The following is a 15,098-nucleotide window of genomic DNA, read 5'->3' on the forward strand; positions in this document are numbered from 1 at the left end:
ATGGCCCTCGACACGGCGCTCCCGTGACCCGCACGCTTCCGCTTGACGCCGGGCGTGCTACGAGTAGGTTTGACCATTATTTCCAAATGGCAGTAAAAGTCTGCGACGGAGGACGTCCATGCCCGCACCCACGGATGCCGAGTACTTCGATCTCGGCGATTTCACGCTGCAGAACGGCTGCACACTGCGCGATGCAACGCTGGCCTACAAGACCTACGGCACCCTGAACGCGGACAAGTCCAATGCCATCGTCTACCCGACCTGGTACTCCGGCTGGCACACCAACAATGAATGGCTCATCGGGCCCGGTCGCGCCCTCGATCCCGATGAACGGTTCATCATCATCCCGAACATGCTGGGCAACGGCCTGTCCTCCTCGCCGTCGAACACGCCCGCCCCTTATGACGGCCCCCGCTTTCCGGCCGTCACCTTTTACGACCAAGTGGAAGCACAGCACCGGTTGGTCACCGAGAAGTTCGGGATCTCGTCACTCTCCCTCGTGACCGGATGGTCGATGGGTGCGGGCCAGACCTACCAGTGGGCGGTGAGCCACCCTGAGATGGTGCAGCGGGCCGCACCGTTCTGCGGCTCAAGTGTGACGGCTCCGCACAACAAGGTGTTCCTCGAATCCTTGGTGACCGCCCTGTCTGCCGATGCCGCCTTCGCTGCCGGCGACTACGACCCCGAGAAGCCGCCGATCAAAGGACTGCGGGCCTTCGCTCGGGTCTATTCGGGCTGGGGTTATTCGCAGGCGTTCTACTGGGAGGAGACCTGGCGGACCCTGGGCTACACGTCGTTGGATGATTTCCTGTACGGGTTCTGGGAGGGCTTTTTCCGCGATGGACGCGACCCCAACAACCTGATCACCATGATCGGGACGTGGCACAGCGGGAACGTCGGGAACACACCGGGTTTCGGAGGCGATGTGGAAAAGGCGCTGGCTTCCATCCGCTGTCCACTGTTGGCCATGCCCGCGGAGAAGGACCTGTACTTCCCGCCCGAGGACGAGCAGTGGGCAAGCCAGTTCATCCCGCATGGCGAGGTCCGGGTGATCCCCGGCATCTGGGGGCACTTCGCCGGTGGCGGCAGCAATCCCGTCGACACCGATTTCATCGACGCGGGTCTGCGCGAGTTGCTGGCCGAACCGGGATACACGCCCAGCTGACCAGTCGCTCAGTACGCGTAGGTGTTGGCCGGTTTCGGAATCGGGGTGGCCCGGATGACCTCCAGAGTCGGGACGAAGTTGGTGGACGGATTCGAGGTTCCGGGAACGACGCGGCCCTCTACCCGTAGCCAGGTGTCCTCGGGATGTTCGGAGATGTTGCCCGCCAGGTGAATCCGGGCCAGTTGGGCGTCCGCCGCACAGCAGATGATGACGACCCGGCCCAGGTCACCGCCCATGGTGAAACCGGTGGTGGTGATTGTTCGGTTGTCCAGGCTGTTGGTCGAATCGGCGGCCGCACGCATGAGCAGCTCCGGTAGGGACACCGTGCCGTCGGCCGGTAACGGTGGAAACGCCCGCTTCTGCGGCTGGGCGGCAGCTACGGTTTCCGGTGTCGCACCGACCACACCGACCGCGGGTACCGCCACAAAAGCGGTGAGTGCCACCGGAATCAGGAGCAGCCACGCCATGCTGCGATGGTGCTGGTGTTCGGCGGCACCATGCCGGGCGTCGGCGACGAAGCCGGCCAGCGCGAGAGCCACCAACAGCACCGCGGCGGCGATCAACCACGGCAGCAGACCGGGTTTGACGAAGTTGAGGTAGGTGCCCTTGAGCACCAGCAAGCCCGCGCTCAGGCCGATCAACAGCACCAGGGTGTTCTCGGTGACCCGACTCATGTCGTGCCCAGCACCAGCAACCCGACGACGACGGCGCTGGTCGTCGCGACCACGAATGTCACCGGTGCGAACCGCACCGCGAACGCGCGCCCGAACATGCCGACCTGCATCGCGAACAGTTTCACGTCGATCGCCGGACCGACGACCAGGAACACCAGCCGGGGCAGTAACGGCAGCATGGTGAACCCGGCGGCGACGAAGGCGTCGGCCTCCGAGCACAGCGCCAGTACCACCGCGAGCACCGCCATCATGACGATACCCACCGCCATATTGCCCGCGACGTGGCCGAACACCCAGGCCGGCACGAACGCCCGCAGCAGCGCCACGGCGGCCGCACCGAGCACCAGGTAACCGGCGGATTGCAGGAAATCATGCCGGGCCGCGCCGGTGAACACCGCCCAGCGCGGCGCTGCGTCGTCGTGCGGGGTCGGCAGGGTGCGGGTGACCCAGTCGGTGCGGCCCCACCGCTGCCACAGCAGGCCCATGACGACCGCGGTGACAAGTGATGCACCGCAGCGGGCCACCACCATCTGCGGCTGGCCGGGAAAGGCGACGGCGGTGGCCACCAGCACCACTGGGTTGATCGCCGGTGCGGAGAGCATGAAGGTCAGCGCGGCCCCTCCGGTGCCAGCGCTGAACAATCGGCGCGCCACCGGAACCGAACCGCATTCGCAGCCGGGCAGCGCAGCCCCGCCTACGCCCGCTGCGGCCACGGCGAGCACCGGCCGGCGCGGCAGCCAGCGCTGTAACCGCTCGGCGGTGACGAACGCCGCGACCAGTCCGCTGACGATGACGCCGAGCACCAGGAACGGCAGCGCTTGGACGAACACGCCACAGAAGATGGTCGCCGCCGCGGCGATGCGAGGATGCGTCGTCAGCAGATCACTGACGAAGCTCGCCGACAAGGCCAGCGCGATGAGACCGACCAGCAGCAGTTCGAGCGAGCCCGCCCGTCGGCGTGCAGTCGCAGGGGTGGACATGCGCCCATCTTGCCGGTGCCGGCTGGTAGTTACCCAAACCGACCTTTTGCCGGCTCGCTCTCGCACTTTTCCGCCCGTTTGATCAATTGGGCGGGAGGGGGTCAAGCGTTCGCGGCGGCCTCTTGCTCGCGCTTGATCTCCAAGGCGATGTCGATGAGCTGGTCTTCCTGGCCGCCGATCAGCTTGCGCTGCCCGACCCGGAGCAACAACTCGTGGGCGGGCACGCCATAACGTTCGCCCTGGCGAACCGCGTGCTTGAGGAAGCTGGAGTACACCCCGGCGTAGCCCATCACCAGTGCGTTGCGGTCGAGCAGGCACTCGGCCGGCATCGCCGGCGCGACGACCTCTTCGGCGGCGTCGGCGATATCGAAGAAGTCGATACCGGTCTTCACGCCGATCTTGTCGAAGACCCCGACCAGCGCCTCGACGGGCGCATTGCCGGCACCGGCGCCGAAGCGGCGGCAGGACCCGTCGATCTGCTTGGCACCGGCGCGCACGGCCTCGACCGAATTGGCGACGCCGAGGCCGAGGTTCTCGTGGCCATGAAAACCAACTTGAGCATCCGACCCCAATTCGGCGACCAGCGCGGCCACCCGGTCGGCGACCCCTTCGAGCACCAACGCACCGGCAGAGTCCACGACGTAGACGCACTGGCAGCCGGCGTCGGCCATGATCCGGGCCTGGGCGGCCAACTTCTCCGGGGAGATGGTGTGACTCATCATCAGAAACCCGACGGTCTCCAGCCCGAGCTCGCGGGCGAGCCCGAAGTGCTGGATCGACACGTCGGCCTCGGTGCAGTGCGTGGCGATCCGGCAGATCTCACCGCCATTGTTCTGGGCTTCCTTGATGTCTTCCTTGGTACCCACCCCTGGCAGCATGAGGAAGGCGATCTTGGCCTGGGTGGCGGTCTCGGCGGCGAGCTTGATCAGTTCCTGCTCAGGGGTTTTCGAGAACCCGTAGTTGAAGCTCGACCCGCCGAGGCCGTCGCCGTGAGTGACCTCGATGACCGGCACCCCGGCGGCATCCAACGCCGCGACGATCGAGCCGACCTCATCCTTGGTGAACTGATGACGCTTGTGGTGCGACCCGTCGCGCAACGACGTGTCGGTCATCCGGACGTCCCAGCTGGCGTCGAACCAGACTTCTGCACTCATGCTTGCGCTCCTGTTCCTGCAGAGGCACGTTCTTTGGCGATTTCCTCGCCGACCTTGGTGGCCGCGGCGGTCATGATGTCCAGATTTCCAGCGTACGGCGGAAGGTAGTCACCGGCACCTTCCACTTCCACGAAAACGGTGACGACATGGTTGCCGCCGTTCACCACCGACGGCTCGTCGAACTGCGGTTCGTTGAGCAGCCGGTAGCCGGGCACATAGGTCTGCACCTCGGCCACCACCTCCTTGATCGACGCGGTGATCGCGGCGTGGTCGGCATCTTCGGGGATCGCGCAGAAAATGGTGTCGCGCATGATCATCGGCGGCTCGGCCGGGTTCAGGATGATGATCGCCTTACCCCTGGCCGCCCCGCCGATGTTCTGCACCCCGGCGCTGGTGGTCTTGGTGAACTCGTCGATATTGGCTCGGGTGCCCGGACCGGCCGAGGCCGAGGACACCGACGCCACGATCTCGGCATAGGGCACGCCCCCTTTGTCGGCCACTGCGCGACTTACCGCGTAGACCATCGGGATGGTGGCCTGCCCGCCGCAGGTGACCATGTTGACGTTCGGCGCGTCCAGATGCGCCCGCAGATTCGCCGGCGGGATCACTCCCGGGCCCACGGCCGCCGGGGTCAAATCGATCGCCCTGATGCCGGCCCCCTCATACCGGGGCGCCGCGTCCCGATGCACGTAAGCACTGGTCGCCTCGAACACCAGATCCGGCAATTCCTTCTGTGCCAGAAGCCAATCCACACCCTCGTGGCTGGTTTCCAGGCCCAGCTTGCGCGCCCGGGCCAACCCCTCGGACTCCGGGTCGATCCCGATCATCCAGCGCGGTTCCAGCCACTCCGAACGCAACAACTTGTACAGCAGGTCGGTGCTGATATTGCCCGACCCGACAATCGCCACTGACGCCTTATCCGCCATTGCAAACGTCCCCTACTCGAAACTCAGTCGGACTGAACCCAGTCCGTCGAAATCTGCTACGAAATCGTCGCCTGGACGGGCATCTATCGCCCGCATACAGGCGCCCGGCAGGACGATGTCCCCGGCCTTCAGGCGCACCCCGAACTGGTCGACCTTGCGGGCCAGCCAGGCCACCGAGGTGACCGGATTTCCGAGGACCGCGTCGCTGCGCCCCTCCGCCACCACCTCACCGTTGCGTTTGAGGATCGCGTTGATGGCCTTGATATCGATGTCCTTGGGCGACACGCGTTCCGGCCCGAGCACCCAGCCGGCCGACGAGGCGTTGTCGGCGATCGTGTCGCACAATTGGATCTTCCAGTCGGTGATGCGGGTGTCGATCAGTTCGATCGACGGCGCGAAGGCGGCCGTCGCGGCCAGCACGTCGTCCTCGGTGCAGCCCGCGCCCGGCAGGTCATCAGCCAGCACGAAGCCCACCTCGACCTCCACCCGCGGGTAGAGGTAGTTCGCCGTCGGGACCGGCTTGTCCTCGAAAACCTCCATATCGGCGAGCAGATGACCGTAGTCGGGCTCGTCCACGCCCATCATCTTCTGCATGGCCTCCGACGACAGGCCCACCTTGTGCCCGATGACCCGGGCACCCTCGGCAACCCGCTGCCGGATGTTGATCAGCTGGATTTCGTAGGCATCCACCACGTCGATATCGGGGTAGCGGTCGGTCAACGGCGTGGTCGGGACCCTGCTGCGCTCCGCTTGGGCGAGATCTGCCGCGAGTTCGTCACGGACCTGCGCACTCAGCATCTCGATGAATTCCCCTCATAATCTGATCAAGCCTTCGACCGGCACAGTTGCAGGCCTGTTGTCGAATGCCGCCGCAATTCTATAACGTGTTCTACATGACTGGACAGGAGTACGGTGCGTTCGACGTCGTCGTGGTGGGAAGCGGAGCCGCCGGCATGGTCGCCGCCCTCACCGCTGCCCACCAGGGCCTCTCGACAGTAGTCGTTGAAAAGGCTCCGCACTATGGAGGTTCCACTGCGCGGTCAGGTGGCGGAGTGTGGATCCCGAACAACGAGATTCTCAAGCGTGACGGGGTCAAGGACACCGCCGACGCCGCCCGCAAATACCTGCACACCATCGTCGGCGACGTGGTCCCGGCCGAGAAGATCGACACCTACCTGGACCGTGGTCCGGAGATGTTGTCGTTCGTGCTGAAGAACTCGCCACTGAAACTGTGCTGGGTGCCGAACTACTCCGACTACTACCCGGAGACGCCGGGCGGTAAGGCCACCGGACGTTCGGTCGAGCCGAAGCCGTTCAACGCCAAGAAGCTCGGCCCCGACGAAAAGGGCCTGGAACCGCCGTACGGCAAGGTCCCGATGAACATGGTGGTGCTGCAGCAGGACTATGTCCGGCTCAACCAGCTCAAGCGGCACCCGCGCGGCGTGCTGCGCAGCATCAAGGTCGGCGTCCGTTCGGTATGGGCCAACGCCACCGGTAAGAATCTCGTCGGCATGGGCCGCGCACTGATCGCCCCGCTGCGCATCGCCCTGCGTGACGCCGGGGTGCCGGTGCTGCTCAACACCGCCCTGACAGACCTGTACGTCGAGGACGGCCTGGTTCGCGGTATCTACGTGCGCACCGAAGGTGCTTCGGAATCCGCTGAGCCGCAACTGATCCGGGCTCGCAAGGGGGTCATCCTCGGGTGCGGCGGCTTCGAACACAACCAGGAGATGCGCACCAAGTACCAGCGGCAACCGATCACCACGGAGTGGACCGTCGGCGCGAAGGCCAATACCGGCGACGGCATCCTGGCTGCCGAAAAGCTCGGCGCTGCACTGGAAATCATGGAGGACTCGTGGTGGGGCCCGACGGTCCCCTTGGTCGACGCGCCGTGGTTCGCCCTGTCGGAGCGTAATTCGCCGGGGTCGATCATCGTCAACCTCAGCGGCAAGCGTTTCATGAACGAGTCGATGCCCTATGTCGAGGCCTGCCACCACATGTACGGCGGCGAGTTCGGCCAGGGCCCCGGCCCTGGCGAGAACGTGCCGGCCTGGCTGGTCTTCGACCAGCAGTACCGCGACCGCTACATCTTCGCGGGTCTGCAGCCAGGACAACGCATCCCGAAGAAGTGGCTGGAGTCCGGCGTCGTCGTCAAGGCCGACACCCTGGCCGAACTGGCCGAGAAAACCGGTCTGCCCGCCGAGTCCCTCGGTGCCACCATCGAGCGGTTCAACGGGTTCGCCCGCACCGGTGTGGACCAGGACTTCCACCGCGGCGAGAGTGCCTACGACCGTTACTACGGCGATCCCACCAACAAGCCGAACCCCAACCTCGGCGAAATCAAGCACGCACCGTTCTACGCGGCCAAGATGGTGCCCGGCGACCTGGGCACCAAGGGCGGTATCCGCACCGATGTGCACGGCCGCGCCCTGCGCGACGACGGCTCGATCATCGAGGGGCTCTACGCCGCCGGTAATGTCAGCTCGCCCGTGATGGGCCATACCTACCCCGGACCGGGCGGCACCATCGGGCCCGCCATGACGTTCGGCTACCTCGCCGCCCTTCATCTCGCCTCGGCCGGGTCGGCCACCTCCAAGACAGAGAGCTGATATGCCCATCGACGTCGACAAGGCGCTCGCCGCCGACCTGGACCCCATCGAGTTCTCGTGGACCAGCAGCGATATCCAGCTCTACCACCTGGGCCTCGGCGCGGGCGCCGACCCGATGGACGAACGCGAGCTGCGCTATCTGACCGACAACACCCCGCAGGTGTTGCCCACCTTCGGCAATGTCGCGGCCAGCTTCCACATGACCGAGGCGCCGACGGTGCAGTTCCCCGGCATCGACATCGAACTGTCCAAGGTGCTGCACGCCAGCGAGGGCGTCTCCGTGCCCGGCCCCATCCCCACCAGCGGCAAAGCCTGGTCCAAGCAGCGGTTCACCGAGATATGGGACAAGGGCAAGGCCGCCGTCATCGTCAGTGAGTCCACCGTGACCGACGAGTCCGGCACCGTGCTGTGGACCACCAAACGGTCGATCTTCGCCCGCGGCGAGGGTGGTTTCGGCGGCGAGCGGGGGCCCTCCACGTCCGTCGAGCTGCCCGACCGCGCCCCCGACGCGGAGATCGCGCTGCCGATCCTGCCGCAGCAGGCACTGCTGTACCGGCTGTGCGGGGACCGCAATCCGCTGCACTCCGACCCCGCGTTCGCCAAGGCGGCCGGTTTCGACCGGCCGATCCTGCACGGCCTGTGCACCTACGGCATCGGCTGCAAGGCCATCGTCGACCACTTCCTCGACGGCGACGTCACCCAGGTCGGCAGCTACGGGGCGCGGTTCGCCGGCACCGTCATCCCGGGGGAGACGCTGCGGGCCGCCATCTGGAAGCAGGACGGCAAGCTGGTCGGGCAATTGACGGCACCGAGCCGGGACAACGCCGTGGTGTTGTCCGGTGTGGAACTCGTCCCCGCCTGATCAGACCCGGCGGGACAGGTCCTCACCACCGGACGGTCGGCCGTGCTCATGCGGTGACACCGGCGCCGGGCCGGCCGCACCTGGTGCGGGCCCGGCCGCGCCGTGCTGGGGCACCGCGTCGCGCGCGTCCTGCTGCGCCTGCCGCTGGTCGAGCTGGTGTTCGCGCTGATCCTGTTCGGTCTGGCGCTGATCCTGCTGCGTCTGCCGCTCATTGAGCTGCTGCTCACGCTGATCCAGCTGCTCACGGTCCTCGGGGCGGCCCTGATCCTGCGGTATCTGCCCGGCCAGCTGCGAGCCCAACGACCCCAGCGAGCCCAGTCCGCCGGCGCCGCCGGCACCCGAACCGGAGCCACCGCCCTGACCGGCGCTGCCCATGGCCTGCTGCATCATCGAGCCGAAGCTGCCGGTCTGCCCGCCCAGGCTGCCGGCGGCCTGCATCGGCGTCTGGGCCAACTGGCTCATCTGACCCATCTGACCGAGCATGCTGCCGAGTTGGCCGACCGACTGGCCACCGGCCTCATCGGCATTCTGGTACGCCGACTGCGCCGCCCCGACCTTGCCGGAGAACATGTTCTCCTTCGCCGCCACGGCGGACACGTTGGCCGTCAGGGAAGCTTCGAGGGTCGGCAACACGGCCGCGATGGTCATGCTCATCGCGTCGGCGCCGGGCGGGATGGTCGGCATCGGCGGCAGTTCCACCGACGCCGCATCCCAACTCAGTCCCTCGGGTTTCTCCAGCGGACTCGTCATCGCCGATCACCACTCATCGTCGTCAACCTCGTCTTCCCCGTAATCCAGGGACGGCGGTAACGCCAGACCCTGCTTGACTCCCCCGCCCTCGCCGCCGCGCTGGCCCATCATGCCCATCGGCCCACCGCCCATGCCGCCGCCACCCGCCGCGACCGGCGCGACACCGCCCACCACAGCACCGGCCGCGGCCTCGGCCGGGGCTACCGCCACCGGCAGGGTCTTGCCGACCAAACTGGCCATCAGCGGGGTTTGCGCCGATCCGCCACCGGCACCGGGCAGCCCAGCCGCACGCACCATCCCGGCGCCACCGCCGGCGCCCGAACCACCCGCCAGCGGGTGGTTGGAGAACGCCGCGAAGGGCGACGGCCCACCACCGGCCGAGGGGGAGCCACCCTTGCCGAGCATCGAGGTGAGCTGCTGGAGAGGCTGGGTCAGCTGTTGCAGCGGCTGCATCATCTGCTGCGGTGCCTGCCCCAGCGCCTGGCCCAGCTGTTGCGGCAGCTGGGTGAGCATGGAGCCCATCTGACTCATCATCTGCATCGCCTGTTGCGGGTCCTGACCGGCCAACTGCTGCGCACCGACCGCGGGCGGACCCGATGCCGGCAGGCTCGGCGGTGCGCCGATGGTGTTGGCGAGTTCGGTGGCGTTGGCGGTCACCGTGGCGGTGTTCTGCGACAGCCCCAGTTTGATCCTGGCCTGGAGCAGCTCCTGCACATTGCTGACCGGCATGGACTGGATGGCCATGCACTCGGCATTCGTCTCTTCGGCCATGGTGTTCACCAGCGTCTTGGTGGCGACCACGGCGGCCTCCATGCTGCGCAGCTTGGCCGCGATGGCGGCCGCCAGCGCCCCGTTGGACTCGTGACCGCCGATGATGGTGGTCGCCTCACCCGCCGCGGCGATGGCCGATCCGCCTTGCCATGCGTCGGCGAGCTTCATCAGCTGGCCCTGCTGCTGCGGCACCACCGTCCCGGTGATCTTCGCCGCCAGCGCCTCGTACTGCGCCGCCGCAGCACCCAGCGCATCCTCGTCGACGTTCGGCCAGCCCGGTCCGGTCACCGTCTGCGAGCCGAATGGACTCATATCGGGCTGAATGCCCATGCCAAGGCCCCCCTCGAGCACACGTAACAGCGCTCTCGAGATTACCGCGCCTGCGGCCCACCGCTCGACACTTCCTGCACCGTTCTGGCCGGCGGCACGTGCCGGGCCCGCGGCTCAGCCCAGGATGAGGCCCGACGTCGGCACTCCGGTGCCCGCCGTGACGAGCACATGCTCCACGTTGTCGACCTGGTTCACCGACGTGCCACGCAGCTGGCGCACGCCCTCGGCGATGCCGTTCATGCCGTGGATGTAGGCCTCACCGAGCTGACCACCATGGGTGTTGATGGGCAGCCGCCCACCGATCTCGATGGCGCCGCCCGCGATGAAATCCTTCGCCTCACCCTTACCGCAGAACCCCAGCTCCTCCAGCTGGATCAGCGTGTAGGGGGTGAAGTGGTCGTACAGGATCGCGGTCTGGATATCGGACGGTGACAGCCCGCTCTGCTCCCACAGTTGTCGACCCACCAGACCCATTTCGGGCAGACCGAGCTCATCCCGGTAGTAGGAGTACATGGTGAACTGGTCGGTGCCGGCGCCTTGCGCGGCGGCCTCGATGATCGCCGGCCGGTGCTTGAGGTCCTTGGCCCGCTCGGGGGTGGTGACGACGATCGCCACGCCGCCGTCGGTTTCCTGGCAGCAGTCCAACAGCCGCAGTGGTTCGGCGATCCACCTCGAATTCTGGTGATCCTCGATGGTGATCGGCTTGCCGAAGAAGTGCGCCTTCGGATTGTTGGCGGCGTGCTTTCGATCGGCGACCGAGACAGCGCCGAAATCGGCGCTGGTGGCTCCGTATTCATGCATGTACCGCTGCGCGATCATGGCCACCGATGCGGCGGGGGTGCTCAGCCCGTGCGGATAGGACCAGCTGTACTCGACTCCGCGGGAGTCGGCATTGACCGTCAGGCCGGTCATCACCTGGCCGAACCGGAACTCCGAGCGCTCGTTGAACGCGCGATAGGCCACCACGACCTCGGCGACCCCGCTGGCGACGGCGAGCGCTGCCTGCTGGACGGTCGCGGCCGCAGCGCCGCCGCCGTAACCGATCTGGCTGAAGAACGTGAGGTCACCGATGCCGGTCGAGCGCGCCACCGCGGTCTCCAGGTTGGAGTCCATGGTGAACGTGACCAGCCCGTCGACGTCCGACGGGGCCAGGCCCGCGTCGTCGAGCGCGTCGAGCACCGCCTCGGCGGCCAACCGCAGCTCGCTGCGCCCGGAATTCTTGGAGAAGTCGGTCGCGCCGATTCCGGCGATGGCCGCCTTACCCGACAGACTCACTGCCTTCCCCCCAACGCAACGGTGGATGTGGCGATGACGTGATCGCCGAGGCTGTTGCTGCCCACCACTTTCAACGTCACCACGTCACCGTCGATCGCTGTCACCTCGCCCCGAAACGTGATGGTGTCGTAGGCATACCAGGGCACGCCGAGGCGCAGCTTGATCGACTTGACGAGGGCGTCGGGCCCGGCCCAATCGGTGACGTAACGCCCGACCAACCCGGTGTCGGTGAGGATGTTGACGAAGATGTCCTTGGATCCCTTGGCCTGCGCCTTGTCCCGATCGTGGTGCACGTCCTGGTAGTCGCGGGTCGCGATGGCGGTGGACACGATGAACGTCGGGTCGCCGTAGATCTGCAGTTCGGGCAGCTTGGTCCCGACCTCGGCTGTCACACTCATGCTTGGGGCTCCCATGCGTACAACGACCATGCCGGACTGACGTCACTGTCGGGGAAGTCGAGATACGTTGCGCGCACCGGCAATCCGATCTTCACCTGATCGGGCTCGAGCCCGCGCAGTTCCCCGAGCATGCGGACGCCCTCCTCGAGTTCCACCAACGCGATGACGAACGGGAGGCTGCGACCCGGCACCTTCGGGGCATGGTGCACCACGTAGCTGTACACCGTGCCGTTGCCCGAAGCGACCACGTAGTCGACGGGTGCATCCTTGTCCGCCCACACGGCGGGAACCGGCGGATGCTGCAGGGTGCCGTCGGGGCGGCGCTGGATGCGCAGCTCGTGGGCGTTGATACCGTCCCAGAAGAACGTGGTGTCACGTGACGACGACGGGCGCATCAGCTTGTCCGGGTCGAGATCCTCCGGGATCGCCGCTGCCTCGGGTTGTGCCTGCTTGGCGGCGGGCAGGAACTTCATGATGCGCCAGTCCATGTCGGCGACTTCCTCGGCGCCGACATGCCAACGGATCTTCTGGTTGATGAAGTAGCCCTCGCCCAGTGCGGTCTGCTTGGGGCCGATGATGCTGACGATCTCGGCGCTCATCGCGACCTGTTCGCCCGGCCGGAGGTAGCGATGATAGGTCTGATCGCAGTTGGTGGCGACGACGCCGACGTATCCGGCGTCGTCGAACAGCTTCATCGCGCGCGCCAGCGGATCATCGTCAGACCGCGAGCGACCCAGACCCATCATGGTCCACACCTGGATCATCGCCGGCGGCGCGACGATACCGTCGTGGCCGGCCGCCCTTGCCGCCTCGTCGTCGACGTAGATCGGGTTCTTGTCGCCGATCGCATCCGTCCAATGATGGATCATGGGCTGATTCACCGGATCTCGCGCGACGGTGGGTTCACCGCGTCCAGACGCGAGGATCTCCTCGATCCCCTGCTGCAGATCGCTCACTCAAGCTCTCTTCTCTTCGCGCAAGCGCTCATCGCGCAACTCTTCTCTTCGCGCAAGCGCTCATCGGGCAACCCTCGGGACCTTCAGGCCCGACGCCGCGATCATCTCCCGCATCACCTCGTTGACGCCACCGCCGAAGGTGATGACCAGGTTGCGCTTGGTCATCTTGTCCAGCCAGTCCAGCAGGTGGGCGGTCTCCGGATCGGCCGGGTTGCCGTATCTGCCGACGAGTTCCTCGGCAAGCCGGCCGACCTCTTGAATCCGTTCGGTGGAAAAGACTTTCGTCGCCGCGGCATCGGCGACGGCGATGGTCTCGCCGGACGCCGCGACCTGCCAGTTGAGCAGTTCGTTGATCCGCCAGATGGCCCTGATCTGGCCGAGCAGCCGCTTGGCGTCATCGTGCTCGATCGGGGTGACTCCGTCCGAACCCGGTTTGGAGGCCCACGTCTTGATCTGGTCATAGATGCCGGCGACCCGTCCGGCCGGACCCAGGCCGACCCGCTCGTGGTTGAGCTGGGTGGTGATCAGCTTCCAGCCACCGTTCTCCTCACCGACCAGCATGTCGGCGGGAACGCGGACGTCGTTGTAGTAGGACGCATTGGTGTGATGGGCACCGTCGGACAGGATGATCGGGGTCCAGCTGTAGCCCGGATCCTTGGTGTCGACGATGAGGATCGAGATGCCCTTGTGCTTGGCCGCCGACGGATCGGTACGGCAGGCCAGCCAGATGTAGTCGGCGTCATGTGCGCCGGTGGTCCACATCTTCTGCCCGTTGACGATGAACTCGTCACCGTGCCGGACGGCGGTGGTCCGCAACGAGGCCAAGTCGGTGCCGGCGTCGGGTTCGGAGTAGCCGATGGCGAAATGGATATCGCCGGAGAGGATCCCGGGCAAGAACTTCTTCTTCTGTTCCTCGGTGCCGTACACCTGCAGGGTGGGACCCACGGTCTGCAAGGTGACCAGCGGCAGCGGGACGTCGGCACGGTTGGCCTCGTTGACGAAGATCTGCTGCTCGATCGGTCCGAAACCCAGGCCGCCGTATTCCTTCGGCCAGCCGACGCCGAGTTTGCCGTCCGAACCCATCCGCTTGATGACGGCGCGGTAGGCCTCGTTATGGCGGTCGGTTTCCATCGCCGCGGCTTCTTCGGGCGTGATCAGGTTCGAGAAGTACTGCCGCAGTTCGGCTTGCAGCGCCCGCTGCTCGGGGGTCAACTCGATATACATGTGGTCTACGCTCCCACCAGGTCGAGGCGATACGTCGGACCGCCGAGCAGCCGGGTCAGATCCTTGATCGACGAGTAGTAACGATCCATCGGGTAGGTGATGTCCATACCCATACCACCGTGCAGGTGATGGCAGACGCGCATCGCCGGGGCGGCCTGCGATGCCACCCAGTATCCCAGGATCGCCAGGTCGTCATCGGCGTCCAGCCCCTCCGACAGCAACCACACCGCCGAGGTGGACGCCAAACCGATGGTGCGCGAGGCGATGTAGACCTCGGACAGCTGCGCGGCCACCGTTTGGAAGGTGGACAGCGGCCTGCCGAATTGCTCACGGGTGGCGACGTAGTCGGCGGTCAGCCGCAGCGCACCGGCGACCAGACCGGCGGCGAACGCCCCGGTGCTCGCCAGCGCCAACTGGTTCACCCGATGCGTGGTCGCACCCTGCAGCACGTCGGCGGCCGGCACCTGCACGTCGGCGAAGGTCACCACGAACTCGTCGGAGCCGTTGGCCGCCGGCGTCTTGACCAGGGTTACGCCCGTGGCAGTCGGGGAGACCACGACGACGGCACTGTCGGCGGTGACCACCAGCCATTCGGCCGATTGGGCATAGGGCACACCGATTTTGGTGCCGTTGAGCCGCCCGCCGGCGAACGTGACAGCCGGCCGCTCGGGCAGCGAGGAACCCGGCTCGTTGAGGGCGGCCGACAGCACCGCCCCCTTGGCCACCCCGGCAAGGTAGCGATCCTGCTGCTCGGCCGACGCCAGATCGAGCAGCGGCACCAGCCCGAGACCGAGCGTCGCCAGCGCCGGGCTGATGGTGCCGTGCCTGCCGATCTCGGTCAGCGCGGTCGCCACCTCGAGCAGCCCGAGACCATCACCGCCGAGCCGCTCCGGTGCGGCGAGCGCAAGAACACCGCCGGAAACCAGTGCGTCCCAACTGTTGTCCCGATCCAGCACGGACGTCACCACATCGATGACAGCCTGCTGCTCCGGGTTCGGTGCGAAGTCCACCCGTGTGCTCCTTG

Annotated in this window: 15 protein-coding genes; 3 read left to right on the forward strand and 12 right to left on the reverse strand. The window is 66.6% G+C overall.

Annotation, left to right across the window (positions count from 1 at the left end):
• The first annotated feature begins 118 nt into the window (after positions 1-118).
• Positions 119-1,165 (forward strand): alpha/beta fold hydrolase, encoded by a 1,047-nt coding sequence (locus tag SBI67_RS03160; protein ID WP_318979149.1) that lies wholly within the window; start codon positions 119-121, stop codon positions 1,163-1,165.
• 8 nt (positions 1,166-1,173) lie between these two features.
• Here the strand turns inward: SBI67_RS03160 and SBI67_RS03165 are convergent, their stop codons facing one another.
• The 5 genes from SBI67_RS03165 to SBI67_RS03185 all read right to left on the reverse strand — a co-directional run bounded on the left by SBI67_RS03165 (position 1,174) and on the right by SBI67_RS03185 (position 5,697).
• Positions 1,174-1,839: a TIGR03943 family putative permease subunit gene (locus SBI67_RS03165; protein WP_318979150.1), complete on the reverse strand. Its 666-nt coding sequence runs from the start codon at positions 1,837-1,839 to the stop codon at positions 1,174-1,176.
• A complete protein-coding gene (locus SBI67_RS03170) occupies positions 1,836-2,819 on the reverse strand; it encodes a permease (RefSeq protein WP_318979151.1) in 984 nt (327 codons plus the stop codon). The genes SBI67_RS03165 and SBI67_RS03170 overlap by 4 nt, the downstream gene beginning before the upstream one ends.
• 101 nt (positions 2,820-2,920) lie before the next feature.
• Positions 2,921-3,973 carry a 4-hydroxy-2-oxovalerate aldolase gene (gene dmpG / locus SBI67_RS03175; protein ID WP_318979152.1) on the reverse strand — a complete coding sequence of 351 codons (1,053 nt, stop codon included), beginning with the start codon at positions 3,971-3,973 and terminating at the stop codon, positions 2,921-2,923.
• The gene (locus tag SBI67_RS03180; RefSeq protein ID WP_318979153.1) at positions 3,970-4,899 is read right to left on the reverse strand and encodes an acetaldehyde dehydrogenase (acetylating); all 930 of its coding nucleotides are present in this window, start codon (positions 4,897-4,899) and stop codon (positions 3,970-3,972) included. The genes dmpG and SBI67_RS03180 overlap by 4 nt, the downstream gene beginning before the upstream one ends.
• A 12-nt stretch (positions 4,900-4,911) precedes the next feature.
• Positions 4,912-5,697 (reverse strand): 2-keto-4-pentenoate hydratase, encoded by a 786-nt coding sequence (locus tag SBI67_RS03185; protein ID WP_318979154.1) that lies wholly within the window; start codon positions 5,695-5,697, stop codon positions 4,912-4,914.
• Between the two features lie 95 nt (positions 5,698-5,792).
• Here SBI67_RS03185 and kstD point away from each other — a divergent pair, with 95 nt between their 5' ends.
• Positions 5,793-7,508: a 3-oxosteroid 1-dehydrogenase gene (kstD, locus tag SBI67_RS03190; RefSeq protein WP_318979155.1), complete on the forward strand. Its 1,716-nt coding sequence runs from the start codon at positions 5,793-5,795 to the stop codon at positions 7,506-7,508.
• 1 nt (position 7,509) lies between these two features.
• On the forward strand, positions 7,510-8,370 hold the full coding sequence (locus SBI67_RS03195; protein ID WP_318979156.1) for an enoyl-CoA hydratase ChsH3: 861 nt from the start codon (positions 7,510-7,512) through the stop codon (positions 8,368-8,370).
• On the opposite strand, the gene SBI67_RS03200 is transcribed toward SBI67_RS03195, so the two are convergent.
• The 7 genes from SBI67_RS03200 to SBI67_RS03230 form a co-directional block, all read right to left on the reverse strand.
• A complete protein-coding gene (locus tag SBI67_RS03200; protein WP_318979157.1) occupies positions 8,371-9,120 on the reverse strand; it encodes a hypothetical protein in 750 nt (249 codons plus the stop codon).
• A 6-nt stretch (positions 9,121-9,126) separates the two neighbouring features.
• Positions 9,127-10,221 (reverse strand): hypothetical protein, encoded by a 1,095-nt coding sequence (locus SBI67_RS03205; protein ID WP_318979158.1) that lies wholly within the window; start codon positions 10,219-10,221, stop codon positions 9,127-9,129.
• A gap of 114 nt (positions 10,222-10,335) precedes the next feature.
• Positions 10,336-11,496, reverse strand: coding sequence for a 17-hydroxy-3-oxo-4-pregnene-20-carboxyl-CoA lyase (locus tag SBI67_RS03210; protein ID WP_318979159.1), 1,161 nt, complete (start codon positions 11,494-11,496; stop codon positions 10,336-10,338).
• Entirely contained in the window at positions 11,493-11,909 is a 417-nt protein-coding gene (locus SBI67_RS03215) for a MaoC family dehydratase (RefSeq protein WP_318979160.1), read from the reverse strand. The genes SBI67_RS03210 and SBI67_RS03215 overlap by 4 nt, the downstream gene beginning before the upstream one ends.
• Complete coding sequence (locus tag SBI67_RS03220) at positions 11,891-12,850, reverse strand: bifunctional MaoC family dehydratase N-terminal/OB-fold nucleic acid binding domain-containing protein (RefSeq protein ID WP_318979161.1); 960 nt, start codon at positions 12,848-12,850, stop codon at positions 11,891-11,893. The genes SBI67_RS03215 and SBI67_RS03220 overlap by 19 nt, the downstream gene beginning before the upstream one ends.
• Positions 12,851-12,910: 60 nt before the next feature.
• Positions 12,911-14,074: an acyl-CoA dehydrogenase FadE29 gene (gene fadE29, locus SBI67_RS03225; RefSeq protein WP_318979162.1), complete on the reverse strand. Its 1,164-nt coding sequence runs from the start codon at positions 14,072-14,074 to the stop codon at positions 12,911-12,913.
• 5 nt (positions 14,075-14,079) lie between these two features.
• Positions 14,080-15,084: an acyl-CoA dehydrogenase family protein gene (locus SBI67_RS03230; RefSeq protein WP_318979163.1), complete on the reverse strand. Its 1,005-nt coding sequence runs from the start codon at positions 15,082-15,084 to the stop codon at positions 14,080-14,082.
• Positions 15,085-15,098 lie beyond the last annotated feature (14 nt).

The sequence above is a fragment of the Mycolicibacterium chengduense genome (assembly GCF_033741155.1).
Taxonomy (GTDB): domain Bacteria; phylum Actinomycetota; class Actinomycetes; order Mycobacteriales; family Mycobacteriaceae; genus Mycobacterium.

What these genes read in the sequence shown, in the direction of transcription:
- SBI67_RS03165 (WP_318979150.1), bottom strand. Translation starts at nt 1,839, where the DNA reads ATGAGTCGGGTCACCGAGAACACCCTGGTGCTGTTGATCGGCCTGAGC.
- SBI67_RS03205 (WP_318979158.1), bottom strand. Translation starts at nt 10,221, where the DNA reads ATGGGCATTCAGCCCGATATGAGTCCATTCGGCTCGCAGACGGTGACC.
- dmpG (WP_318979152.1), bottom strand. Translation starts at nt 3,973, where the DNA reads ATGAGTGCAGAAGTCTGGTTCGACGCCAGCTGGGACGTCCGGATGACC.
- SBI67_RS03170 (WP_318979151.1), bottom strand. Translation starts at nt 2,819, where the DNA reads ATGTCCACCCCTGCGACTGCACGCCGACGGGCGGGCTCGCTCGAACTG.
- SBI67_RS03195 (WP_318979156.1), top strand. Translation starts at nt 7,510, where the DNA reads ATGCCCATCGACGTCGACAAGGCGCTCGCCGCCGACCTGGACCCCATC.
- fadE29 (WP_318979162.1), bottom strand. Translation starts at nt 14,074, where the DNA reads ATGTATATCGAGTTGACCCCCGAGCAGCGGGCGCTGCAAGCCGAACTG.
- SBI67_RS03160 (WP_318979149.1), top strand. Translation starts at nt 119, where the DNA reads ATGCCCGCACCCACGGATGCCGAGTACTTCGATCTCGGCGATTTCACG.
- SBI67_RS03185 (WP_318979154.1), bottom strand. Translation starts at nt 5,697, where the DNA reads ATGCTGAGTGCGCAGGTCCGTGACGAACTCGCGGCAGATCTCGCCCAA.
- SBI67_RS03215 (WP_318979160.1), bottom strand. Translation starts at nt 11,909, where the DNA reads ATGGGAGCCCCAAGCATGAGTGTGACAGCCGAGGTCGGGACCAAGCTG.
- kstD (WP_318979155.1), top strand. Translation starts at nt 5,793, where the DNA reads ATGACTGGACAGGAGTACGGTGCGTTCGACGTCGTCGTGGTGGGAAGC.
- SBI67_RS03180 (WP_318979153.1), bottom strand. Translation starts at nt 4,899, where the DNA reads ATGGCGGATAAGGCGTCAGTGGCGATTGTCGGGTCGGGCAATATCAGC.
- SBI67_RS03200 (WP_318979157.1), bottom strand. Translation starts at nt 9,120, where the DNA reads ATGACGAGTCCGCTGGAGAAACCCGAGGGACTGAGTTGGGATGCGGCG.